Origin of the sequence: Brevibacterium sp. 'Marine', assembly GCF_012844365.1 — a bacterium.
Lineage (GTDB): Bacteria > Actinomycetota > Actinomycetes > Actinomycetales > Brevibacteriaceae > Brevibacterium.
The window spans coordinates 1132051-1154816 of the sequence record NZ_CP051626.1 but is presented as its reverse complement, the minus strand read 5'-3'; the positions used below and the strand labels follow the sequence as shown (position 1 = coordinate 1154816).

The 22766-nt window shown below is 65.8% G+C and carries 18 protein-coding genes; 3 read left to right on the top strand and 15 right to left on the bottom strand.

Going from position 1 to position 22766, the window contains the following annotated elements; genetic code table 11:
- Nucleotides 1-22: 22 nt before the first annotated feature.
- The 9 genes from HF684_RS05005 to HF684_RS04965 all read right to left on the bottom strand — a co-directional run bounded on the left by HF684_RS05005 (nucleotide 23) and on the right by HF684_RS04965 (nucleotide 9985).
- Nucleotides 23-3919, bottom strand: coding sequence for an efflux RND transporter permease subunit (locus HF684_RS05005; protein WP_248279120.1), 3897 nt, complete (start codon nucleotides 3917-3919; stop codon nucleotides 23-25).
- 237 nt (nucleotides 3920-4156) lie between these two features.
- Nucleotides 4157-5410, bottom strand: a complete 1254-nt coding sequence (locus HF684_RS05000) for an MFS transporter (RefSeq protein WP_169251613.1) — start codon at nucleotides 5408-5410, stop codon at nucleotides 4157-4159.
- The gene (locus HF684_RS04995) at nucleotides 5407-6270 is read right to left on the bottom strand and encodes a nitroreductase family protein (RefSeq protein ID WP_169251612.1); all 864 of its coding nucleotides are present in this window, start codon (nucleotides 6268-6270) and stop codon (nucleotides 5407-5409) included. Before HF684_RS04995 ends, HF684_RS05000 begins: the two co-directional genes overlap by 4 nt.
- Nucleotides 6270-6800 carry a peptide-methionine (S)-S-oxide reductase MsrA gene (gene msrA, locus HF684_RS04990; protein ID WP_169251611.1) on the bottom strand — a complete coding sequence of 177 codons (531 nt, stop codon included), beginning with the start codon at nucleotides 6798-6800 and terminating at the stop codon, nucleotides 6270-6272. Before msrA ends, HF684_RS04995 begins: the two co-directional genes overlap by 1 nt.
- Before the next feature lie 48 nt (nucleotides 6801-6848).
- Nucleotides 6849-7514, bottom strand: a complete 666-nt coding sequence (locus tag HF684_RS04985) for a peptide deformylase (RefSeq protein WP_169251610.1) — start codon at nucleotides 7512-7514, stop codon at nucleotides 6849-6851.
- A 14-nt stretch (nucleotides 7515-7528) separates the two neighbouring features.
- Nucleotides 7529-8332: a CoA ester lyase gene (locus tag HF684_RS04980; RefSeq protein WP_169251609.1), complete on the bottom strand. Its 804-nt coding sequence runs from the start codon at nucleotides 8330-8332 to the stop codon at nucleotides 7529-7531.
- A gap of 8 nt (nucleotides 8333-8340) precedes the next feature.
- Nucleotides 8341-8871, bottom strand: coding sequence for a MaoC family dehydratase (locus HF684_RS04975; protein ID WP_169251608.1), 531 nt, complete (start codon nucleotides 8869-8871; stop codon nucleotides 8341-8343).
- Between the two features lie 131 nt (nucleotides 8872-9002).
- Entirely contained in the window at nucleotides 9003-9539 is a 537-nt protein-coding gene (locus tag HF684_RS04970; RefSeq protein WP_169251607.1) for an SRPBCC domain-containing protein, read from the bottom strand.
- A complete protein-coding gene (locus HF684_RS04965) occupies nucleotides 9536-9985 on the bottom strand; it encodes a metalloregulator ArsR/SmtB family transcription factor (RefSeq protein WP_169251606.1) in 450 nt (149 codons plus the stop codon). Before HF684_RS04965 ends, HF684_RS04970 begins: the two co-directional genes overlap by 4 nt.
- Before the next feature lie 182 nt (nucleotides 9986-10167).
- Between HF684_RS04965 and HF684_RS04960 the strand changes: the two genes are divergently transcribed.
- Both HF684_RS04960 and HF684_RS04955 read left to right on the top strand, forming a co-directional pair.
- On the top strand, nucleotides 10168-10989 hold the full coding sequence (locus tag HF684_RS04960) for an HAD-IIA family hydrolase (protein WP_169251605.1): 822 nt from the start codon (nucleotides 10168-10170) through the stop codon (nucleotides 10987-10989).
- A 209-nt stretch (nucleotides 10990-11198) separates the two neighbouring features.
- Entirely contained in the window at nucleotides 11199-12170 is a 972-nt protein-coding gene (locus tag HF684_RS04955; protein WP_169251604.1) for a hypothetical protein, read from the top strand.
- 78 nt (nucleotides 12171-12248) lie between these two features.
- Here the strand turns inward: HF684_RS04955 and cls are convergent, their stop codons facing one another.
- From cls to HF684_RS04935, 4 genes are all read right to left on the bottom strand, one after another.
- The gene (gene cls / locus HF684_RS04950; RefSeq protein WP_169251603.1) at nucleotides 12249-13721 is read right to left on the bottom strand and encodes a cardiolipin synthase; all 1473 of its coding nucleotides are present in this window, start codon (nucleotides 13719-13721) and stop codon (nucleotides 12249-12251) included.
- 192 nt (nucleotides 13722-13913) lie between these two features.
- The gene (locus HF684_RS04945; protein WP_169251602.1) at nucleotides 13914-15086 is read right to left on the bottom strand and encodes an acyl-CoA dehydrogenase family protein; all 1173 of its coding nucleotides are present in this window, start codon (nucleotides 15084-15086) and stop codon (nucleotides 13914-13916) included.
- Nucleotides 15087-15133: 47 nt separating this feature from the next.
- A complete protein-coding gene (locus HF684_RS04940; RefSeq protein ID WP_211168069.1) occupies nucleotides 15134-17143 on the bottom strand; it encodes a biotin carboxylase N-terminal domain-containing protein in 2010 nt (669 codons plus the stop codon).
- Between the two features lie 17 nt (nucleotides 17144-17160).
- A complete protein-coding gene (locus HF684_RS04935) occupies nucleotides 17161-18774 on the bottom strand; it encodes a carboxyl transferase domain-containing protein (RefSeq protein ID WP_169251600.1) in 1614 nt (537 codons plus the stop codon).
- A gap of 134 nt (nucleotides 18775-18908) precedes the next feature.
- Between HF684_RS04935 and HF684_RS04930 the strand changes: the two genes are divergently transcribed.
- Nucleotides 18909-19541, top strand: coding sequence for a TetR/AcrR family transcriptional regulator (locus HF684_RS04930; protein ID WP_169251599.1), 633 nt, complete (start codon nucleotides 18909-18911; stop codon nucleotides 19539-19541).
- Here the strand turns inward: HF684_RS04930 and HF684_RS04925 are convergent.
- Entirely contained in the window at nucleotides 19528-20448 is a 921-nt protein-coding gene (locus HF684_RS04925; RefSeq protein WP_169251598.1) for an NADP-dependent oxidoreductase, read from the bottom strand. The genes HF684_RS04930 and HF684_RS04925 overlap by 14 nt on opposite strands.
- A gap of 139 nt (nucleotides 20449-20587) precedes the next feature.
- Entirely contained in the window at nucleotides 20588-22765 is a 2178-nt protein-coding gene (locus tag HF684_RS04920; RefSeq protein WP_169251597.1) for a 3-hydroxyacyl-CoA dehydrogenase NAD-binding domain-containing protein, read from the bottom strand.
- Between the last annotated feature and the right edge of the window lies 1 nt (nucleotide 22766).

Sequence of the window (22766 nt, the reverse complement as noted above, 5' to 3'; positions counted from 1 at the left end):
ACTCAACTCTAGCGGGGACGGCTCAGTGTTTGGGTTCACCATGCCCGTCGTCGCGGCGCGGGTGCTGGCTGCGCAGGGTGAAGTCCGTTCCCGGCGCATCGCCTCGCTCCCCGTCGGCGTCCCCGCCGTCACTGACAGCGGGTTCGTCGCCGTGTCCGTCGTCGAGGCGGTCGGACCCCGTCGTCTCCTCCGGCACCGAGGCGGCCCTGGCCGAATCCGCGGACGTCGAGTCCACAGTCGGTGCGGGCGCCTCGGTGGGAGCCTCCCCTTCTGTCCGTGTCCGGGTGTCACCGGAACCGGCGGCAGCGCCCGCACCGACAGGCACCGTGGCGGTCTCGCGCTGCCGCGCCCGGGCCTCGGCGGCGTCGAGGACCTCACCTCGGGCCATGTTCTTCACGTACTTCTTCTCGGCCCGGCGTTCCTTGACTCCTTCGAGCAGCAGGTAGAGCACGGGCACGAGGATGAGCGTGAGCAGGGTCGAGCTGACCAGACCGCCGATGACGACGATCGCCAGCGGCTTCGAGATGAACACTCCCCCGCCGGTGAGACCGAGGGCCATCGGCAGCAGAGCGAAGATCGTGGCGGCCGCGGTCATGAGGATCGGACGGTAACGCAGCCGGGCGCCGTGGACGATGGCTGTGCGCAGATCGACCCCGCGGATGCGGAAGTGGTTGATGAGGTCGATGAGCACGATCGCGTTCGTGACCACGATGCCGATGAGCATGAGCAGACCGATCATCGACGTCAGCCCCAGCGGAGTGTCGGTGATGAGCGAGAGCGCAACCGAACCGGTGGCCGCGAACGGAATCGAGACCAGCAGGATCAGCGGCTGCAGCAGTGACTTGAACGTGGCGACCATGATGACGAAGACGATGAGGATCGCCGCGAGCATCGCCAGTCCCAGCTGCGAGAACGCTTCGTTCTGCTCCTGGGTGGCGCCTCCGGTGTCGACGGCGACCGTATCGGGCAGGTCCACCTCGTCGAGGGCGGACTGCACTTCGGTCGACACGGCTCCGAGGTCATCGCCTTCGGGCGTCACGGACACGGTGGTCGAACGCTGCGAATCCGTGTGACGGATCGTCGGTGCGGTCTTGACTTCCTTGACCTCGGCGACGTCATCGAGTTCGATGAAGCGCGGCTCCGAGGTCACGGGAGCGCCCGCGTTCGGGTCGCCGCCTGCCGTACCGGTGCCACCGGCCGCTCCGGCACCGCCAGTCGCACCACCAGCGCCACCCGTGCCACCAGCGCCTCCGGCCGCGCCGGCGTCACCTGAACCGCCGGTTCCTCCGGCTGCTCCTCCGGCACCTCCTGCCGCGCCTGCTCCGCCGGCAGGCGTCGCTTCTTCCGGCTTGCCCGGGATCTTGAGTTTGCGCAGCTTCTCCACAGTGTCGGCATTGCGGTCGAAGAGCAGCACCGAATGCGAGACATCGTCGATGACGACCTCACCGATCTGCTGACCATGCATGGCACGCTGCACATACTGGCCGATGGACGCCTCGGTGAGGTTCTCCTCGGCTGCCTTCTCATGATCGACCTTGACCTCGATCACGGGCTGGACCGCAGCGATATCACTGGTCACCGACTGTGCCGAAGACACCCCTTCGAGCTTGTCGCTGACCGTCTTCGTCGCGTCCTCGAGTTCCTGTGGATCGGTGGCCGTGAGCGTGACGTCGATCGTCTGCGAACCCGGAGTCGAGCTCTGACTTGCCACCTCGACGTCGCCGGCGCCCTCGAGATCGTCGAACTGCTTCTGCAGCTCCGCGGAGATCGACTGCGCCGAGACTCCGGACTTCGTGTTGACGATATAGGTGCCTGTCAGGGACGAATCGTCGGTGAAGCCGAATGACGTGCCGCCCAGCGACAGCTGGTAGTTGTCGACATCGGATTCGTCGGCGAGGATGTCCTCGACCTTCTTCGCCTGCTCCGATGCCTCGTCGAGGTCGGTGCCCGGGTCGAAGGTCTGCGAGATCTGCAGGGAATCCTGTCCGGTGTCGCCGAAGAGTTCGGTCTTCAGCTGCGGGATCATCGCTCCGGTGCCGGCGAGCACGAGCACGGCGATGAGGATCATGACGATCGGGTGCTTCGTCGAGAACGAGATCGCCGGCATATAGGTCTTCTGCAGACGCGTCACCGGCGAGTGCATTCCGGCGAGTTCGTCGACTGCCACCGTGCCGTCTTCGGTTTCGCCGTAGCGTGGACCGCCCGCGGCCACTCCGGTCGGTTGGGAATGCGTGGCGGCGTCGGCATGGGCCGGAACATCCGCAGGAGACGGACTGTCGGCACTGTCGCGGGCCCCGGTGTCCTCGGCTGCGGCACCGGCGGCGACGAGGTCGCGCTTCTTGTCGGCCTTCTTCGCCTTCTTCTTCTCCGCCCGCCACTGCGAGAGCATCGACTTGCGGCTGCGGCGGATCTCCTTCTTCTCCGCACGGGTGAGTTTGACCTTCGCTTCACGCTGACGCAGGAACCAGTAGGCGAGGACGGGCACGATCGTCAGGGCCACGAACAGGGAGGAGAGCAGGGCGATGGTCGCGGTCAGGGCGAAGGGCCGGAACATCTCGCCGGTCTGCCCGGTCACGAACGCCAGCGGCAGGAACACAGCCACCGTGGTCAGCGTCGATGCGGTGATGGCCCCGGCCACCTCGGAGACGGCGGCGAGGATGTTCGAGAATTTGTCACCACCGGAGGCGTGGCGCCTGCGGATCGCTTCGATGACTACGATGGAGTCGTCGACGACGCGGCCCACGGAGATCGTCAGCGCACCGAGGGTGAGCATGTTGAGGGTCTCCCCACCCATCCACAGGCCGATCATGGCGATGAGGAGGGACAGCGGAATGGAGATGGCGGTGATGATCGTCGCCCGCACCGACAGCAGGAAGACGAGGATGACGAGAACCGCGAAGATCAGGCCCAGCCCACCCTCGTTGAGGAGGTCGTGGATGGACTGTTCGATGAAGGGTGCCTGGTCGAACGCGGAGACGAATTCCGTGTTCTCCCCCATCATCTTCTCGAGTTCGGGCAGCTTGTCGGCCACCGCATGGGAGACGTCGACGGTGTTCGCGTCGGATTCCTTCATCACCGACACGGACAGCGAGGGTTCGCCGTTCGTGCGCGAGATCGACTCGACGGGTTCGTCGACGAGCTTGACGTCGGCGACGTCGGAGATCTGGATCGGTCCGTCCGTGCCGGAGATGACGAGGTCTTTGATCGCATCGATCGAGCGGATGCGGGTGCCGACCTCGACCGGGGCCGTGCCGTCAGCGCCCTTGAGCTCACCCGCCGAGGTGGGCACGCCGTTGGACTGGAGGATGCCGGCCACCTCGTCGAGGTTCGCCCCTTCGTCCTCGAGGTCGTCGCGTCGGATGCTGATCTCGACCTGTTTGGTCTTCGCTCCGGCGATCTGGACCTGGGAGACGCCGTCGACCTTCTTCAGCTCCGGCTCGACGACGTCTTCGAGATTCGCTGCCAGCTGGTCCTCATCGGCGTCCGAGGTCACGGACAGGGCGAGGACAGGAATATCGTCGGTGCCCATCATCATGACGTTCGGTTCGACCCCGTCGGGCAGGGTCGGCTGCACCTGGGAGACGGCGCGCTGCAGGGCACGGACGACGTCATCGGAGTCGTCGCCGTACTTCGTGCTCACGGTGATCTGCGCACTGCCCGCCGAGGATGTCGAGGTCATGTCCTCGACCTCGGGCAGTGCGGTCAGCGCCCCTTCGAGAGGGTCGGTGACTTCGGATTCGACGGCCTCGGGGGTGGCTCCCTCGTACGAGGCGGTGACCGTGGCCTGGGGATTGTCGAGGGATGGGAAGAGCTCTTGCTTGAGGGCACCGGCTCCGATGACGCCGAAGATGACGGCGACGACGGAGATGAGCGCGATGAGCGCCCGGTTCTTCAGGCTCAGCCGGGTCAGGAAACTCACAGAGGGGACTTTCTTTGTCGTAGGCAGAGGGGCGACGACGCAGAACGCCGACTCAATCAACCATCCTAGTGAGTGTCGCCTGAACCGCCCATGAGGAAAACCTGACTTCTCGGAATCAGGAGCCGGGCACGATGCGTCTCATTCTCCAGCTCGGTGAAACTGCAGCAGCTTGGTCCCTGCACCGAGCTGGTGCAGTTTCACCAAGCTGCAGCGCATGTGCGGGTGCGTTTGAGCGCGTCACTGAGCCGGAGTGGCTGTGCGGGGGCGGGTCTCACGCCCGAAGAACCACAGGCCCGCGGCGATGACGCCGAGGACGCCGGTGAGCAGGAACGCCCACGAGTAGTCGAAGTGGTCGACGACGGCTCCGGCGATGATCGGGCCGAGGATGGCTCCGCCGTCGAGGGCCATCTGGTAGCGGGCGAGCACTCGGCCGCCCTTGCGGTCGCGGCCGATGACATCGGCGACCGTGGCCTGCTGCGCGGGGTTGGCCAGGCCGGAGCCGACACCGGCGATGATGGAGAACGCGAAGAACAACCAGATCGAGTCGATGAAGGCCAGCGCCGCGGTGGTCACGCCGAGGACGAACAGACCCCATTGGATGAACGGTTTGCGCCCGACAGTGTCGGCGAAGCGTCCGACCACTGTCACCGCCGAGGCGTTGCCGATGGCGAACATCGTCAGGGCCAGTCCGGCCACGGCGGTATCGGCTTTGAGGGCTTGGATGGCGAAGAGCGGGTAGATGGCCACACGGATGCCCATCGCCGACCAGCCTTGGACGAAGGCGGAGATGAGCGCCGAACGGTAGGCCGAATCCTTCCACGCTTCCCGGAAGGACATGACTTCCTGTTGTTCTTTGTCCTTCTCCGCCTCCAGCCGGGCACGCCCGGATTTCGTCGAGGAGCCGAAGGATGCGGTGGAGGCGAGGAAGATGCGGACGACGATCGCGGCGATGAGCAGACCGACGGCGTAGATGACGAACGGGATCCGCATCCCCCATCCGGCCATCGCACCGCCGAGGACGGGTCCGGCGATATTGCCGACGAGGAATGCGGTGGCATAGGTCGACGATGCCTTCGCGCGGGCGTCGATCGGGGCGAGACGGACGATGAGCGCCATCGCGGAGACGCTGAACATCGTCGACCCGATGCCGCCGAGTCCGCGGAAGATCAGCAGCTGCCAGTAGTTCTGGGCGAATGCGACGGCCGCGGTGGAGGCGGCGACGATGAGGAGGCCGGTGATGTAGATGCGGCGTTCGCCGAAGGCATCGACGAGGCGGCCCGACGAGGGCGAGAACACGAACCGGAAGAACGCGAAGGAGGAGACGACGATGGTTGCGGCGGTGACCCCGAAGTCGAAGCTCGCCGCGAACTGCGGCAGGACGGGGGCGATGATTCCGTAGCCCAGGGCCACGATGAAGGCCGCGGCCACGAGGACATAGATCTCCTTGGGCAGGCGGCGCGTGTCCGGAGTCTCGGTGTCGGGAGTGCTCACAGGGTATCGAGGAACTGTTCGGGTTTCGGCAGAGGGCGGGAGCTCGTGGTCAGGCGCTGTCGGTAGCGTTCGGGGACGGCTCCGATGTAGAACCAGCCCATGAGCAGTTCGTGATCGTTCAGGCGATGGAGGCGGCGGACCGGTTCGGTGTTCGTCAGGGTGCCCGAGCGCCACATGACTCCCCAGCCGGCTTGCCACAGGGCGAGTTCGAGCAGGTGGCCCGCACCGGCGGCGGTGGCGTGCTGCTCCCATTCGGGAACCTTGTCGTGTGTGACCGGTGAGGAGACGAGGGCGAGCAGGAGCTCTGCCCGCAGCGGCTTCGTATTGGTCTCACCCGGCTTGCGGACGACGCCGGCGGCTTCGTCGAGGGCGTCGCCGAGGCGGTGCCGGTCATCTCCGCGGATGATGAGGAAACGCCAGGGACGCAGGGCCTTGTGGTCGGCGACCGAGGAGATCGATCGGATGATCTCGAGCAGGTCGGAGTCGTTCGGGGTCTCCGAGTCGACCTTCGAGATCGACCGTCTGGTGCTCAGGGCGTGCAGGACCGGATCGGCGACGATGTCGATCGATGACGGCACCGAGTAGTCGGGTCCGCGGCGGATGGACGTCACGGCTGCGGTTCGGTCACTCGCCGAGGCTGCGGCATCCTCGGCGAGGTCAGCGTAGTTCTCACTCTGCGCTGAGCGGGCGGTCTGCGCGTCCTGCGCGGCGAGGTTCTTCGACCAGGGGCCGGTGTTGCCGTCGAGGAAGTGGGCACGGACCCGGTCTTTGGTCACCTCGCAGGCGTCGCCCGCGTCTGTGGATCGTTTGCGGTCCTTGTGTTTGGACTTCTTGCACTTGTCCTTCTTGTGGCTACCCATCAGCTCACCCATTCGGCGAAGGCGGTGCGGGCCTTACTGAGTTTCGGGTCGATGATGACACGGCAGTATCCGTTGTCCGGGTTCGCGGTGTAGAAGTCCTGGTGGACCGCCTCGGCGGGATAGAAGGTGCCCAGCGGTTCGAGGGTGGTCACGATCGGATCGTCGAAGAGGCTCTGCGCGGATTCGATGGCCGCCGCGAAGTGCTGCTTCTCGGTCTCGTCGCGGTAGAACATGGCCGACCGGTACTGGGTGCCGACGTCGTAGCCCTGGCGGTTGAGGCTCGTGGGGTCATGGCCGGTGAAGAACAGTCCGAGGATGACCTCATCGGGGACGATGTCGGCGTCGAAGGTCACCTGCAGGGCTTCGGCGTGGCCGGTCATCCCGGAGCAGACCTCACGGTAGCCGGGATTGTCGGTGTGTCCGCCGGTGTAGCCGGAGATCACTTCTCTCACGCCGGTGGTCCGCTGATAGACGGCATCGAGGCACCAGAAGCAGCCGGCGCCGAGGGTGAGGGTACGAAGATCGGTCATGCAACGTATAACGATGACGCGCGCAGGTTATTCCCGGCAGGTCCCGCCTCACATCACCGGGCCGGACGGCAGAGAGAAGCCGAGCTCGGCGGCTGCCTTCTGCGTCGAGGGCTGATGCCAGAACTTCGCGACCGATTCGTTCGTCGACAAGGACCGCATCTCGGCTTTGTCCAGGAAGAGGATCCCGGACAGATGGTCGGTCTCGTGGGCGACGATGCGCGCCGACCAGCCGGAGACCTCCTCGGCGATGGGGTTGCCCTGCAGGTCGACGCCCGTCAACGCGATCTCACGGGGGCGGGCGACGACGGCCTGATAGCCGGGGATCGACAGGCATCCCTCAAAGAAGGCGACATCGTCGGCCCCGGCGCGTTCGTAGCCCGCATTGAGGACCACCCGCAGCGGCATCGGCTCCCGTTGCCGGACCCTCGCGACCTCGGGATCGCGGGCACCGGGGTCTTCGGCCACGAACATCGACAGGCCGATGCCCACCTGTGGCCCGGCGAGGCCGACCCCCGGGGCGGCGAGCATGGTCGCCCGCATCACCTCGGCGAGCTGCTCGAGCTCAGCATCGTCGACCTGCCCGTCGAAGGGGCGGGTGTCGGTGCGCAGGATCGGGTCCCCGGCCTCGACGATGGGCGCGGTCCCGCCCCCCGCCTCGGCGGCGGTGAGGACGGCGCGGATCTGGTCGGCGATCAGTGCATCGGCGGCGTTCACGAGGCGGTGTCTCTTCAGTTCGCGCGGGCGACGATGAGTTCGGCGTGCTTGAGCAGCGGGGCGTCGATCATCTTGCCCTCGAAGGAGAACGCGCCCTTCTCCGTCTTCGCCAGGTCGAGCACGGACTGCGCCCAGGTCAGCTGTTCGTCGCTGGGGCGGAAGGCGTCGCGGACGACGGGCACGTGGTTGGGGTGGATGGAGACCTTGCCGGAGAACCCCGACTGCACGGCATCCTCGGCCTCGGCTGCCAGACCTTCGAGGTTCGGGATGTCCGCCCAGATCGAGTCGAGTGCGAACTTGCGGTGGGCCCGAGCGGCGAGCAGGGTCTGGCTGCGCACATGCGTGGCCACGTCCCGGTAGCCGCCGTCGTCGTTGCGGGAGGAGCCTCCGCCGAGGTCGGCGATGAGATCCTCCGAACCCCACATCAGTGCGTAGACGTTGGGGGCGGCGGCGATCTCGGCGACGTTGACGGCCCCGAGGGCGGTTTCGATGAGCGTGATGACCTGGAATCCGGACAGGATCGACACATCGGAGGCACGCTCTGCCTTCGGCAGCATCACAGCCGTGTACTCGGTGCGCGCAAGCATCTTCAGATCCTCGCCGAGGTGGCCCGAATCGTGGGAGTTCACCCGCACGACCGTGCGGGTCGGGTCGAGCGGGAAGTCGACGATGGACTCCCGTGCGGCGGCTTTGTCGGCCTCGTTGACGGCGTCTTCGAGGTCGAGGATGACGATATCCGAGCGTTCGGCCGCTTTCGTGTACCGGTCGGGACGATCGCCGGGAACGAAGAGCCAGGCGGGTTTGAACTCGAGTGACATATGGGGGCTCACTTTCCGGTGTCGGTCTGATCGGCGGACTCGGTCGCGGACGTCGTGGTTGCCGACTCGTGGCTGGAGTCGAACATCATCGCCTGGCGCACAGCCTTCGCGACGAGCTTGCCGTCCTGGTTGTAGCCGCGGTGTTCGAAGGTGACGATTCCCTGACCGGGACGGGACTTCGAATTGCGTTTGTCGAGGATCGTCGTCTCCGCGTAGAGGGTGTCGCCGTGAAACATCGGGGAGGGGAAGCTGACCTCGGAGAAGCCGAGGTTTCCGACCGTCGTGCCCTGAGTCAGCTGGGACACGGACAGACCGATGAGGGTCGCCAGGGTGAACATCGAGTTGACGAGGCGCTCACCGAAGGGTTCGGTGGCCGACCAGGCGGCGTCGAGGTGCAGAGCCTGAGTATTCATAGTCACGGCCGTGAACCACGTGTTGTCCGCCTCGGTGATGGTGCGGCCCGGTGCGTGCCTATAGGTGGCGCCGACTTCCATCTCGTCCAGCCACAGACCTCGTTGTGCAATGACCTTGTCACTCATGTAACGCTCCTCACTCGTCGTGATTTGAGTTTATCGCCATTCACCGGACCCCTGCGACCCGGGGGTCGGTACGGAGAAGCCTCCGAGGCGGCTCATCCGGCATGGAGTCCGGGTGAGCCACGTCGGTGCGGTCAGCGTAAGCTGCTGACCTCGGTATCGAGTTCGTTGAAGGCCGAGGACCAGCCGTCGTACGCGCTCTCATCCGTCCCCGAGTCATTGGGCAGGCCGGTCAGCGAAAACGTCATGCGGGTGCGATCGGCGGCCAACTCCTCGAGTTCGACGCTCACTCGCGGGGCGTCGTCGACCTCGCCGGGACTCCCCCAAGTGAAGTCGAGGCGGACGGGATCGTCGATGTGAAGGTACTTCCCGGCGGTCGGGAACTCCTGTCCCGTGTCGGGAATGCGCATCGTATAGGTGTAGTCGCCGCCGACCCGCAGGTCGACGGCGACGGATTCGCGTGGGGTGACCAGAGTTTCGGGGTGGAACCAGCGGGCCATGACGTCCGGGTTCGTCCAGGCTTCCCAGACGCGGGCCCGCGGTGCGGCGAATTCGCGGACGATGGTGAAGCCGGGTTCTCCCGCCTGTGCGCTGTTCGGATCCGTCACCGAGGTGTCCGTTTTTGCTGTGGTGTCGGTGCCGCTTGTGGTGTCAGTGTTCTCGGCGTTCATCGCTGTTCTCCTCCTTGAGTCGTGCATGAAGTCTGCGTCGCGCGTGATGTCTGCGCTGTTCGGTTCGTCGTTGACGTTGATGGTCGGTCCACATATCGGTCTGCGGCGGACGGATCGGTCGTTGAAGGGTCGGTGGGCACCTCCTCGGCGAGGATGCGATCGAGATTGTCGAAGCGCTGCTGCCAGTCGTCGTGCGCCGCCTGCAGCCAGCCGGCCGCCTCGGTGAGGGAATCGGGGTTGAGTGCGACGATGCGCTGCTGCGCGGATTTCGATCGGGTGATCAGCCCCGCCGTCTCGAGCACCTTGAGGTGCTGGGAGACTGCCGAACGGCTGATCGGCAGCGGCTCTGCGAGCTCACCCGCGGTCCTGTCTCCACCGCGCAGCCGATCGATGATCGCCCGACGCGTCGGATCGGCAAGCGCCGAGAAGACGAGATCCATACTCATTTAAGTATCCCCTTAATTAAGTATTTACTACAATACACTCTTCGGCCGCCCCGTCAAGGGAGCCCTTGGACGATCCGCGACAGGGGTACGGCACCACCGGATGGGACCTCTCAGGACACTTGCGCCCAACCCGACTAGGCTGGAAGGAGCCGCTCCGGCCCACCCCGAGCTCGAGGAGAGACATGGATCGCGATTCGATCGACTGCTGGCTGACCGACATGGACGGCGTCCTGGTCAAGGAGAACAATCCGCTGCCGGGAGCCGCAGAGCTGCTCGCCCAGTGGCGCCAGGCCGACATCCCCTACCTGGTGCTGACGAACAACTCCATCTACACCGCTCGCGACCTCTCCGCCCGGCTGCGCTCGAACGGGCTCGACGTTCCCGAAACGAACATCTGGACCTCGGCGATGGCCACCGCGGACTTCCTGTCCAATCAGGTCGAGCACGGCACGGCCTATGTCGTCGGCGAGGCGGGGCTGACCACGGCGATCCACGAGGCCGGGTTCGTCATGACCGAACACGACCCGGACTTCGTCGTCGTCGGCGAGACCCACTCCTACTCGTTCGAAGCGATCACGAAGGCGATCCGCCTCATCGATGCCGGCTCCCGGTTCATCGTCACCAATCCGGACGCCACCGGCCCCTCCCCCGAGGGTGTTCTGCCGGCCACCGGCGCCATCGCCGCCCTCATCACAAAAGCGACCAACCGCGAACCATACGTCGTGGGCAAACCGAACCCGATGATGTTCCGCTCGGCCCTGAACAGGATCGGCGCCCATTCGATGAGCACCGCGATGATCGGCGACCGCATGGACACCGACATCATCGCCGGAATGGAAGCGGGCATGCACACGGTCCTCGTGCTCTCGGGAATCTCCACCGCCGAGGATGTCCGCCGCTTCCCGTTCCGACCCAACGAGATCGTCGACGGCGTCCACGAGCTGCTCGACGTGCCGCTGGAGAGCCGCGGCGAGCTCGGCCCCGATCCCACCGGCTCCGCCTGAGACACATACTCCTTCGCCGACACACCCCAGGCACCGAGAAACGGGGACAGGCACCCCAGGCGCCGAGAAACGGGCTGAGTGTCGAGAAACGCATGTGCGCACCCGCTTCTCGACGCTCAGCCCGTTTTTCGATGGAACCAGCCCCCACACAACTTAACGTTTAATAGCCTTTGCTTGCATTTGCGCATCTTTGGAGTCATCCTTGATAGATGCTCCAAGTGCTGACGACGAAGCAGCTCCGTGGACTCGGCATGTCCCGCAGACAGCTGGCCGAAGCGAAGCGATGCTGCCTGCGCCTCGTCAGGAAAGGTCACTACGTGATCCGCAAGTCGTGTGATGCTGACCATCACGGACCCATCCGCGGTCTATCCACGGATCGCGACACTTCGTTCCCAAAAACCTTCGGAGATCTGCGGGACGAAGCCGAGGAGCTGCGGGTCCAGATCGCATGCCGCCTCGATGAGCTTCTGCCTGGGGATGTGTTCTCCCATGTTTCGGCTGCGCTCATCCACCGTCTTGACCCAGCCGTTCTCGAATCGCCGAAAGTCGAGATCTCCAGGGACTCCCCTACCCGCAATTACGATGGTGTGTTCATCTACTCGCGCAGACTTCCACCGGAACAGGTCTCATCCGCGTTCGCCTATCCGGTCACTGCTCTGCCCAGGACTCTGGCTGACATTGCCCTTGACCGTTCGCTCGAGGTTTCCGTCCCGCTCATCTCTCAAGCACTCCGCTCGGGAGAGGTGGGCCGGGCAGACATCACCGATCTGCTGGCGAAAGGGCAACGCGGACGCCGAAGAGCCCTCTTGGCCGTTGATCTCTCGAGCGCCGAATATGAATCTCCAGCCGAGGCGGTCTGTGCGGTCAAGTTCCATCGCTTCGGAATCACCGGAATGGTCCCGCAGGTCGACACCTTCACAGAGTCGGGAAGGTTCATCGGACGCAATGACTTTCGGCACAAGTTCGCTGCTGTCGCAGTGGAAGTCCACGGTCTCGGCAAGTTCTATCTCAACCCTCACGGCCCCGATGAGGCGGCCAAATTGAGTCATCAGCGCAATATGGATCTTCTCAATGCCGGTTTCAAGGTCTTCAACCTGAGCTTCGGCGACCTCTTCAGGCCTCGCATCTTCGCTGCGATCAAGCGGGCCATCGAGACGACTGATCAGCGAAAAACGGGCTGAGTGTCGAAACACGGGTGTGCGCGCCCGTTTCTCGACACTCAGCCCGTTTCTCGGCGAAGCAACCTGTCCCCAGCACGGCTACTGCAGCGATGATGTCAGGCGCATGACGGATTCCATGTACCGACGAGGCCATGGGCGCTTCTCCCATTCCTCCAGGGTGAGTTCGCGGCTGACGTCCTGATAGTCGGCGACGACGTCGACGATGTCGTCGACCAGGTCGCCGCCCGTGGTCAGCAGGCTGATCTCGTAGTTGAGGCCGAAGGAGCGCATGTCCATGTTCGACGAGCCCATCACGGCGTAGGTGTCATCGACGATGAAGCACTTCGTGTGCAGCACGGCGGGTTTCGGGTACAGGAAGATCCGCACACCTGCTTCGAGCAGCGACCGGTAGTAGGACGACTGTGCCCGGTCGACCATGTACTGGTCCGCCTGCTCGCTGACGTAGAGTTCGACGTCGACCCCACGCCTGGCCGCGGTCTCGACTGCGGCCAGCAGCGATTCGTCGGGCACGAAGTAGGGGCTGACGATGGCCAGACGCGTCTGCGCCAGGTACATCATCGAGGTGAAGACCTTGAGGTTCGGCGAGGTCGTGAATCCGGGCCCGGAGGGGACCAGCTGCATCGCGCTCGTCGCGCCGCCGACCGGCGGCTCATTGCCGTCGCGGTCGTAGGGGCGGATGCCCAGCGCCTGCCCCGATTCGGAGTACCAGTCGGTGGAGAACGCCGCTTCGATTCCGGCGACGATGGGCCCGGAGAGTTCGACCATGATGTCGTGCCAGGTCCGGCCGATCTGAGAGTTCTTCCTGTTGAGGTAGCTCGAATCGATCATGTTCTGCGACCCCATCATCGCCCGCTTGCCGTCGATGACGAGCAGCTTGCGGTGGTTGCGCAGGTCGATGCGCCGGGCCTTGCCGCGCCACGGAATGAACGGCAGCATCAGGTGCCATTCGATTCCGGCGGCGTCCAGTCGCTTGCCGAGCCGGTGGAACCCCGGATACTTCCTCGACCCGATATGGTCGAAGAGGACACGCACCTCGACCCCGCGCGCCGACGCCCGCTCGAGCGCCCGGAAGAAGACATCGGTCGTCGAATCCCACGCCATGATGTAGATCTCGACGTGGACGTAGTCGGCGGCGTCGTCGACGAGTTCGGCCATCCGCGCAATCGACGCTTCGTAGTCCGAGATCACCCCGTGGCTGTCGCCGGTCACCATCGGCAGTGCGGTCAGCGCCCGCCCCAGTTGGGCGACGGAGACGAATTCGGGCTCGGCGACAAGAGACGGCGGCACGTCCGGCAGGTCGTCGGCACCTTCGTGCATGAGTTCGTTCGCTTCGGCCTGGATCCGCGCCCGGCGCTGATTGATATACGGGCTGCCGAGCAGCAGGAATGCGGGAATGCCGACGATCGGCACGAACAGGATGAGCAGCAACCACGCCGATGACGATGACGGGCGACGGTTCTCCGGCACCACACCGACCGCGATGATCTTCACGATGTATTCGATGACGATCCACGTCGTCGTCGCCACCGATGCCACCATGCTGAGATCCATCTGCTCCCACTTCCCTTTCGGTCGCCGTCTCACCTCACGGTGATATCGGATAAGAATATCGCCCGCCGAGGCGGCCCCGCACGTCCGTAGACAGGTGCGGTGCCGCCTCGGCGGGCGATGATGGTGCGCAAGCTCGGTCGGGTGACCGACGGGAGGTCGGCACCCGCACCCGAGTCAGGCGATGAACTGAGCTCAGAGTCCGAGTTCGCGGGCGATGAGCATGAGCTGGACCTCGGTGGTGCCTTCGCCGACTTCGAGGATCTTCGAGTCGCGGTAGTGACGGGCGACGAGGTATTCGTTCATGAAGCCGTAGCCGCCGTGGATCTGCGTGGCGTCGCGCGCATTGTCCATGGCTGCTTCGCCGGCGATCATCTTCGCAATGGCCGCTTCCTTCTTGAACGGGAGTCCGGCGAGCATCCGCGAAGCCGCGAGGTAGTAAGCCGACCGGGCGGCGACGACGCGGGCTTCCATGCGGGCGATCTTGAAGGAGATGCCCTGGAAGTCGGCGATCGGCTTGCCGAAGGCCTGGCGTTCCTTCGCGTACTTCACGGATTCGTCGACGCAGCCCTGCGCGGCGCCGACGGACAGGGCGCCCACGGCGATGCGGCCCTCGTCGAGGATGCGCAGAAAGTTCGCGTAGCCGCGTCCGCGTTCGCCGAGCAGGTTCTCTTCGGGCACCTGCACATTGTCGAAGGTCAGCGGGTGCGTGTCCGAGGAGTTCCAGCCGACCTTGTCATAGGCCGGTTCGGCGGTGAAGCCGGGGGTGCCGGTGGGGATCATGATCGTCGAGATCTCCGGGACTTCGCGACCCGAACCAGAGGTTCGGGTTCCGGTCACGGCGGTGGCGGTGACCAGGCGGGTGATGTCGGTGCCGGAGTTCGTGATGAAGCACTTGCTGCCGTTGATCGTCCAGGTGCCGCCCTCCAGAGTGGCCTTGGTCCGGGTGCCGCCGGCATCGGATCCGGCCTCGGGTTCGGTCAGGCCGAAGGCGGCCAGGCCGGAGGCGTCGGTGAGCTTCGGCAGCCATTCCTTCTTCTGCTCTTCGGTGCCGAAGCGGTAGATCGGCATCGCTCCGAGCGAGACCCCGGCCTCGAGCGTGATGGCCAGGGACTGGTTGACCCGGCCGAGTTCTTCGATGGCCAGGCACAGGGCGAAGTAGTCGCCGCCCATTCCGCCGTACTCTTCGTCGAAGGGCAGACCGAACAGGCCCATCTCGCCCATCTTCGCAACGAGGTCGTAGGGGAACTCGTGCTTGGCGTCGAGTTCGGCTGAGACGGGTGCGACCTCTTCGTCGGCGAATTTCGCGACACCTTGGCGCAGGTCTTCGTATTCTTCGGGCAGCATGCCCGGAACAAAGGTTTCCATTGTTTCCTCCCCGCTTGTGGCGTGGTTGTGGTGTGAGTGGCTGGTGACTATTCGGCGGCTTCTGCGACGGCCTCGGCTGCGGCTTCGTCGACGACGGTGGCGAGCACCTCGTCGAGGGCGACCTGGGCGCCTTCGACGGCGGTGACGGTGACGATTCCGGCTGCGGGTGCGGTGAGCACGTGTTCCATCTTCATCGCTTCGACGACGACGATCGGGGCTCCCTGTTCCACTGCGTCTCCGGTCTCGACCTTGATATCGACGACGGAGCCGGGCATCGGTGCGAGCACCTCGGCGCCTTCGAGTCCCGGCGTCAGCGACGAATCTGCCAATGGCCGGGTGAAGACGTGGATCCCGGTGTCGGTGCTCACCCAGATGCTGCGGTCGCGGGCATCGGAGAAGATCCGGGCGGTGTGCTGGATCCCGTCGAGGGTGACGTGCCACAGTCCGTCGTCATCGACATCGACGGCTCCCGCACGAGCCTCGACTTCGGCCGCCTGTCCTCCGGTGGCCAGGGTGACCGTGGGGCGGAAGTCCGGGCGTGAGGTGCGCCAGGCACCGGGTCCGGCCCACGCCGAGGCGGTCGACCGATTTGCGGTCAGCTCGGCGGCTGTGACCGGTCCGGTCAGAGTCGTTCCGGCCGCTCCCCCGGTGACCGTGACAGCGGCGGCCGCCAGCTGCGCGTGGGTCTCACCGGCGGTGTGCGCCAGCTGATCCTCGCAGAGGTTGTCGATGAGTGAGGTGTCGAGGTCACCCGCGACCACCTCGGGCCGGCTCATGAGAGTGCGCAGGAAGTCGATGTTCGTCACGATTCCCGGAACCGCCGAGGCGGCGAGCGCGGAATCGAGGCGGGCGATGGCTTGGGCACGGTCATCGGCGCGGACGATGAGCTTGGCGATCATCGGGTCGTAGTCCGAGGCGATGGTCTGCCCGGCCTCGAGCCCGGCGTCGACGCGGATGCCCTCCCTCTCCGGGAAGACGACGTCGAGGGCGCGACCGCCGGTGGGCAGGAATCCGCGCGAGGGATCCTCGGCGTAGATTCTCGCTTCGATCGAGTGCCCGGTCATCGTGATGTCGTCCTGGGTCAGCGGCAGCGGTGCACCGGTGCCCACGAGCAGCTGGAGTTCGACGAGGTCGACCCCGGTGACCTCCTCGGTGACGGGGTGTTCGACCTGCAGGCGGGTGTTCATCTCCATGAAGAAGAACTCGTCGGGGCGGTCGGCGCCGACGATGAATTCGACGGTGCCGGCGCCGACGTAGCCGACGGATTTCGCGGTCTCGCAGGCGGCCTGGCCGATTCGGGCGCGGGTCTCTTCGTCCAGCAGCGCCGAGGGCGCTTCCTCGATGACCTTCTGATGGCGGCGCTGCAGGGAGCATTCGCGTTCACCGAGGTGGATGACGTTGCCGTGAGAGTCGGCCATGATCTGGACCTCGATATGGCGCGGAGTGGCGACGAGACGTTCGAGGAAAAGGGTGTCGTCGCCGAAGGAGCTCGCGGCTTCGCGGCGGGCAGTCTGCAGTGCCTCGGCGAGCTTGCCGGCTTCGAAGACCGCGTGCATGCCTTTTCCTCCGCCCCCGGCTGAGGGCTTGATGAGCACGGGGAAGGCGATGTCCGACGAGGCGGCGATGAGGGACTCGTCGCTCATGGCGGCGTCCTTCGTGCCGGGCACGAGCGGCACGCCACGGGAGGACACGGCCTGCTTCGCGGTGATCTTGTCGCCCATCGTCCGGATCGCGTCGGCCCCGGGGCCGAGGAAGACGATTCCGGCGTCGGCGCAGGCGGCGGAGAATTCGGCGTTCTCCGACAGGAAGCCGTAGCCGGGGTGGATGGCTTCGGCTCCCGTGGCCTGCGCGGCGGCGATGACCTTGTCGATGCGCAGGTAGGACTCGGAGGCGGCCGCCGGGCCCAGGTGGACCGCGGTGTCGGCGGCCTTGACGTGGGCCGCATGGGCGTCGGCGTCGGAGTAGACGGCGACGGTGCGGATGCCGAGGCGGCGGCAGGTGCGGATGACGCGCAGGGCGATCTCGCCGCGGTTGGCGATGAGGACGGTTGTGAACATTTTCGTCATGGTGGGGCTCACATTCTGAAGACGCCGTAGCCGCTGGCATTCAGCGGGCGTTCCATCGGTCCGAAGCGGGCGAGTTCGAGGGCCAGTGCCAGTACCTGGCGGGTGTCACCGGGTTCGATGATTCCGTCATCCCACAGACGTGCCGTGGAGTAGTACGGGTTGCCCTGGGCTTCGTACTGGTCGCGGATGGGCTGTTTGAAGGTGTCTTCGGCCTCTGCGCTCCACTCTTCGCCGCGAGCCTCGAGCTGGTCACGTCTGACGGTGGAGAGCACGCTGGCGGCCTGTTCGCCGCCCATCACGGAGATGCGGGCATTGGGCCACATCCACAGGAAGCGCGGGGAGTACGCGCGGCCGCACATCGAGTAGTTGCCGGCGCCGAAGGAGCCGCCGATGACGACGGTGAACTTCGGGACGCGGGCGGTGGCGACGGCGTTGACCATCTTCGCGCCGTGTTTGGCGATGCCGCCGGCTTCGTAGTCGCGGCCGACCATGAATCCGGAGATGTTCTGCAGGAACACCAGGGGCACGCTGCGCTGGTCGCAGAGTTCGATGAAGTGGGCGCCCTTCTGCGCTGATTCGCCGAAGAGGATGCCGTTGTTGGCGACGATCCCGACCGGATGTCCGTCGAGGTGAGCGAATCCGGTGACGAGGCTCGTGCCGTATTCGGCTTTGAACTCGTGGAACTCGGATCCGTCGACGAGGCGGGCGATGACCTCGCGGACGTCGTACGGGGTACGTGAGTCCACGGGCACGACGGAGGTCAGCTCCTCCGGCGAGTGTGCCGGCAGGCGGGATTCGATGACGTCCCAGTTCGGGGTGCTCTTCGGCCCGAGAGTGGAGACGATGTCGCGCATGATCTCCAGCGCATGGGGATCATTGGCGGCGAGGTGGTCGGTGACGCCGGAGACCCGAGAGTGCAGTGCGCCGCCGCCGAGTTCTTCGGCGGTGACTTCCTCACCTGTGGCGGCCTTGACCAGGGGTGGGCCGCCGAGGAAGATCGTGCCCTGTTCGGAGACGATGATCGACTCGTCGGCCATGGCCGGGACGTAGGCGCCGCCGGCAGTGCAGGAACCCATGACGGCGGCCAGCTGCGGGATGCCGGCAGCGGAGAGTGTGGCCTGGTTGAAGAAGATGCGACCGAAGTGCTCACGGTCGGGGAAGACATCGTCCTGGTTCGGCAGGTTCGCGCCACCGGAGTCGACGAGGTAGATGCACGGAAGGTTGTTCTCTTTGGCGACTTCCTGAGCCCGGAGGTGCTTCTTCACGGTAACCGGGTAGTAGGTGCCGCCCTTGACGGTGGCGTCATTGGCCACGATCACGCATTCGCGTCCGGCGACTCGGCCGATGCCGGTGATGATTCCGGCTCCCGGGCTGGCGTCGTCGTACATGCCGTTGGCGGCCAGCGGGGAGAGTTCGAGAAAGGGGGTGCCGGGGTCGAGGAGATGCTCGACGCGCTCACGCGGCAGCAGCTTGCCACGATCGATATGACGCTGCCTGGACTTCTCGGAACCGCCGCGGGCCGTGGCCGCAATGCGCTCCCGGAGTTCAGCGATGAGTTCGGCGTGGGCCTCGGAGTTGACCTGCCCCGTCGCCGGACTGACCGCAGTTCCCACTGCTCTCATTCCATCCTCATTTCAGTTAATGATTCTTAACTGACTGCTATGATACTGCTCACAGGCAGAACTGACAACGCATGAGTTCGACCGCACCGACGTCTTCCGCGACGGCGGGCATGAGGCTCAGGGAAGGAGGCCGAATGTCGATCTCAGACGAGGCCAAACCGACGGCGCGAGCGGCGGCGAAGGCAGCCAGGCGCGAGCAGCTGCTCGAGGTCGCAAAGACGCTCTATGCCCGGCACGGCTTCCATGGGGTGCGCCTCGACGATCTGGGCAAGGGTGCGGGGATCTCGGCACCGGCGGTCTACCGGCACTTCTCGTCGAAGGAGGCCGTGCTCGAGGAGCTGCTCGTCGGCATCTCCGCCTATCTGCAATCGGGAGGTGAGGAGATCGTCTCCGCTGCCTGGGATACCGCCTCGGGGATCTCCCCCGCCGAGGCGGCCCGGACCCTGCGACGTCTCATCGACTTCCATGTCGACTTCGCCATGGGCGAGCCCGAGCTCATCCGCATTCAGGACCGCGACCTCGAAGCGCTGCCGGACGAATCGCGACGGACCGTGCGCCGCCTCCAGCGTGCCTATGTCAGCCGGTGGGCAGAAGTCGTCGAGGCCGCCCATCCGACGTGGACTCTGGAGACGTCAACGGTGCGCGTGCACGCGGCGTTCGGGATGATGAATTCGACCCCGCACCAGGCTCGGCGGTCGAGCGCCGAGGTGGTCGGGGTCGAATTGCGCGCGGCTGCTGCCGCGGCGCTGGGGCTCAGGGAACGATGACGAGCTTGCCGCGGACGTGGCCGGTGGCGCTGTCCTTGAAGGCCTGGGGAACCTGGTCGAGGCCGTAGGTGGCGGCGACGTCGACGGTGAGTTTGCCCTCGTCGACGAGGAGGCCCAGGCGTGCGGTCTCGGTGCCGTCGGGACGCACCCAGATGTAGCGTCCGCCGTGGTCGGCGACGCTGGGATCGGCCACCGAGGCGTGCGCTCCGTCCTCGGCGAGCACGGCCAAGGTGTCGTCGAGAACTCCCCCAACGAAGTCCGCGACCCCGTCGACCTTGCCGCCGGCCGCCTCGAGGACTCGCTCGACCAGACCGTCGCCGTAGGTCACGGGTTCGGCGCCGAGACCGCGCAGGTATTCGTGATTGGTCTCCGACGCGGTGCCGATGACGCGCGCTCCGGCGGCCCGGGCGATCTGCACGGCGAAGCTGCCCACTCCCCCGGATGCTCCGTGGATGAGCACGGTCGTGCCCTCCAGGTCGCCGAGGGAATCGAGAGTCCGCAGAGCGGTGCCGCCGGCCAGCGGCAGTCCGCCTGCCTGTTCCCAGCTCAGGCTCTTCGGCTTCGCCGCTACGGCATGAACCGGCACAGCGACCTTCTCGGCGAAGGTTCCGCCGCCGAGGACATCCTTGCGGGCGTAGGCGACGACTTCATCGCCGATGGAGAACTCCGGGGTGTCGAAGCCGAGTCCGACGACGACTCCGGCGACGTCCCAGCCCGGGATGACCGGGAACTGTGTGGGCATGACGGGGTCGAGGTGCCCGCCGACGAGCTTCCAGTCGACCGGGTTGACTCCTGCGGTCCTGACCTCGATGAGCACCGAGGCGGGCGGCAGCTTCGGATCGGGCAGCTCGCGGACGGTGATGTCGTCGAAGTTCTCGGTGTAGGCGTCGTAGACGGCGGCGCGCATAGCAATGGCCTTCCGGTAGATGTCAGTGACACTGAAGTCTCAGTGCCTCTGGACAACACCGGAAGGCCATCGGGCTATTCCAGGTGCCGGCCCCGCCTCGGCGATCATCGGGCCAGGCAGTGCCTAGCTGACCTGCGACTTATTCGTAGGTCTCCCCGGTCTTGGCACGCTCGACCAGCGAGGCCGGCGGGGTGAAGTGCTCGCCGTACTTCGCGGCCAGATCGTTTGCCCGATCGACGAAGCCGGCCAGCCCGCCTTCGTACTGGTTGACGTACTGGAGCACGCCGCCGGTCCACGCGGGGAAGCCGATGCCGAAGATCGAACCGATGTTCGCATCCGGCACCGAGGTGAGCACACCCTCGTCGAGGCATTTGATCGTCTCGATCGCCTCGGCGAAGAGCATCCGCTCCTGGAGGTCGGTGAAGGGCTGGTCGTTCGACCCGGACTCGTACTTCTCGCGCACACCGGCCCACAGCGAAGTGCGCTTGCCGTTCTCGTCGTAGTCGTAGAAGCCGGCGCCGTCTTTGCGTCCGGTCCGTCCCTGCTCGACCATCCAGTCGAAGACGGACTCGGAGGGGTGGGAGACCCAGGTGCCGCCCGCGGCCTCGACCGCGTCGCGAGTCTCCTGGTTGATCTTCTGCGACAGGGTCAGCGTCAGCTCGTCGAGCAGCTGCAGGGCACCGGTGGGATACCCGGCCTGCAGGGCCGCCTGTTCCACGCTGGCCGGTTCCACGCCTTCACCGACGGCGGCGACCGCCTCGGCGATGAAAGTGCCGATGACGCGGGAGGTGAAGAATCCGCGCGAGTCGTTGACGACGATCGGCGTCTTCCGGATCTGCTGGACGAGGTCGAAGGTGCGGGCGAGGATCTCGTCGGAGGTGTTCTCGCCGCAGATGATCTCGACCAGCGGCATCTTGTCGGCCGGCGAGAAGAAGTGGACTCCGATGAAGTCCTTGTCGCGGGTGACGCCCTTGGCCAGGTCGGTGATCGGCAGGGTCGAGGTGTTCGAACCGAGGACCGCATCGGGTTCGACGATGTCCTGGATCTCCTGGAAGACCCTCTGCTTGAGATCGACGGATTCGAAGACCGCTTCGATGACGAAGTCGACACCGGCGAAATCCTCGGCCGAGGCGCTCGGGGTGATCCGATCGAGGACGGCCTGCGACTTCGCCTCGGTGGTCTTGCCCTTGGCCAGGGCCGATTCCTCACGCTTGGCGGCGTAGGACTTGCCCTTCTCCGCATTGGCGAGCTCGACGTCCTTGAGCACGACCTCGATCCCGGACTTCGCTGCGCTGTAGGCGATCGCGGCACCCATCATTCCGGCACCGATCACGCCGAGCTTCTTCACCTGTCGCGGTTCGAATCCGTCGGGGCGCGAGCCGCCGGAGTTGATGTGGCCGAGGTCGAAGAAGAACGCCTTGATCATGTTCTTCGCCACCGGAGTGTGGGTGACGTTGACGAAGTAGCGAGACTCGACCGTCAGTGCGGTGTCGATGTCGACCTGTGCGCCTTCGACCGCTGCGGCGACCACGGCGCGCGGAGCCGGCATCGGCGCACCCTTGCCCTGCTTGCGCAGCAGGGAGGGCAGCGCGGGAAGCATGGCTCCGATCTTCGGCGAGGACGGGGAGCCGCCGGGGATCTTGAAGCCCTTGACGTCCCACGGCTGCACGGCCTCGGGGTTGGCCTTGATCCAGGCCTTGGCCCTGGACTCGAGTTCGGCTGCCGGAGCGAGTTCGTCGACGAGGCCGAGGGCCTGAGCATCGGCGGCCTTGAACTTCGTCGACGGCAGGATGGCTTTCTGCAGTGCGGTCTGGATGCCGAGCATGCGCACCGACCGGGCGACTCCGCCACCTCCGGGCAGCAGGCCCAGAGAGACCTCGGGGAAGCCGAAGCGGGCACTCGGGTTGTCATCGGCGGCGATCCGATGGTGGGCGGCCAGGGCGAGTTCGAGTCCGCCGCCCAGTGCCGCACCGCCGAGGGCCGCGACGACCGGTTTGCCGAAGGTCTCGAGGCGACGCAGCACCTTCTTGAGGTGTTCGACGGTCTCGAATTCCTCCTCGGCACGGGCCGGATCGGCCTCGCGCAGCTTGTTGAGGTTCCCTCCTGCGAAGAAGGTCTTCTTCGGGGAGGTGAGGACGACACCGGTGATGTCGTCGACATTGGCTTCGAGCCACTCCACGGTCGCCTCGAGAGCGGCCGCGAAGTAGTCGTTCATCGTGTTGACCTTGGCGCCCGGCTCGTCGATGACGACGGTGACGATGCCGTCGGCATCGGTTGTGCGCTGGTAGTCGGCAGCGGTGGTTTCAGTGTTCGTCATG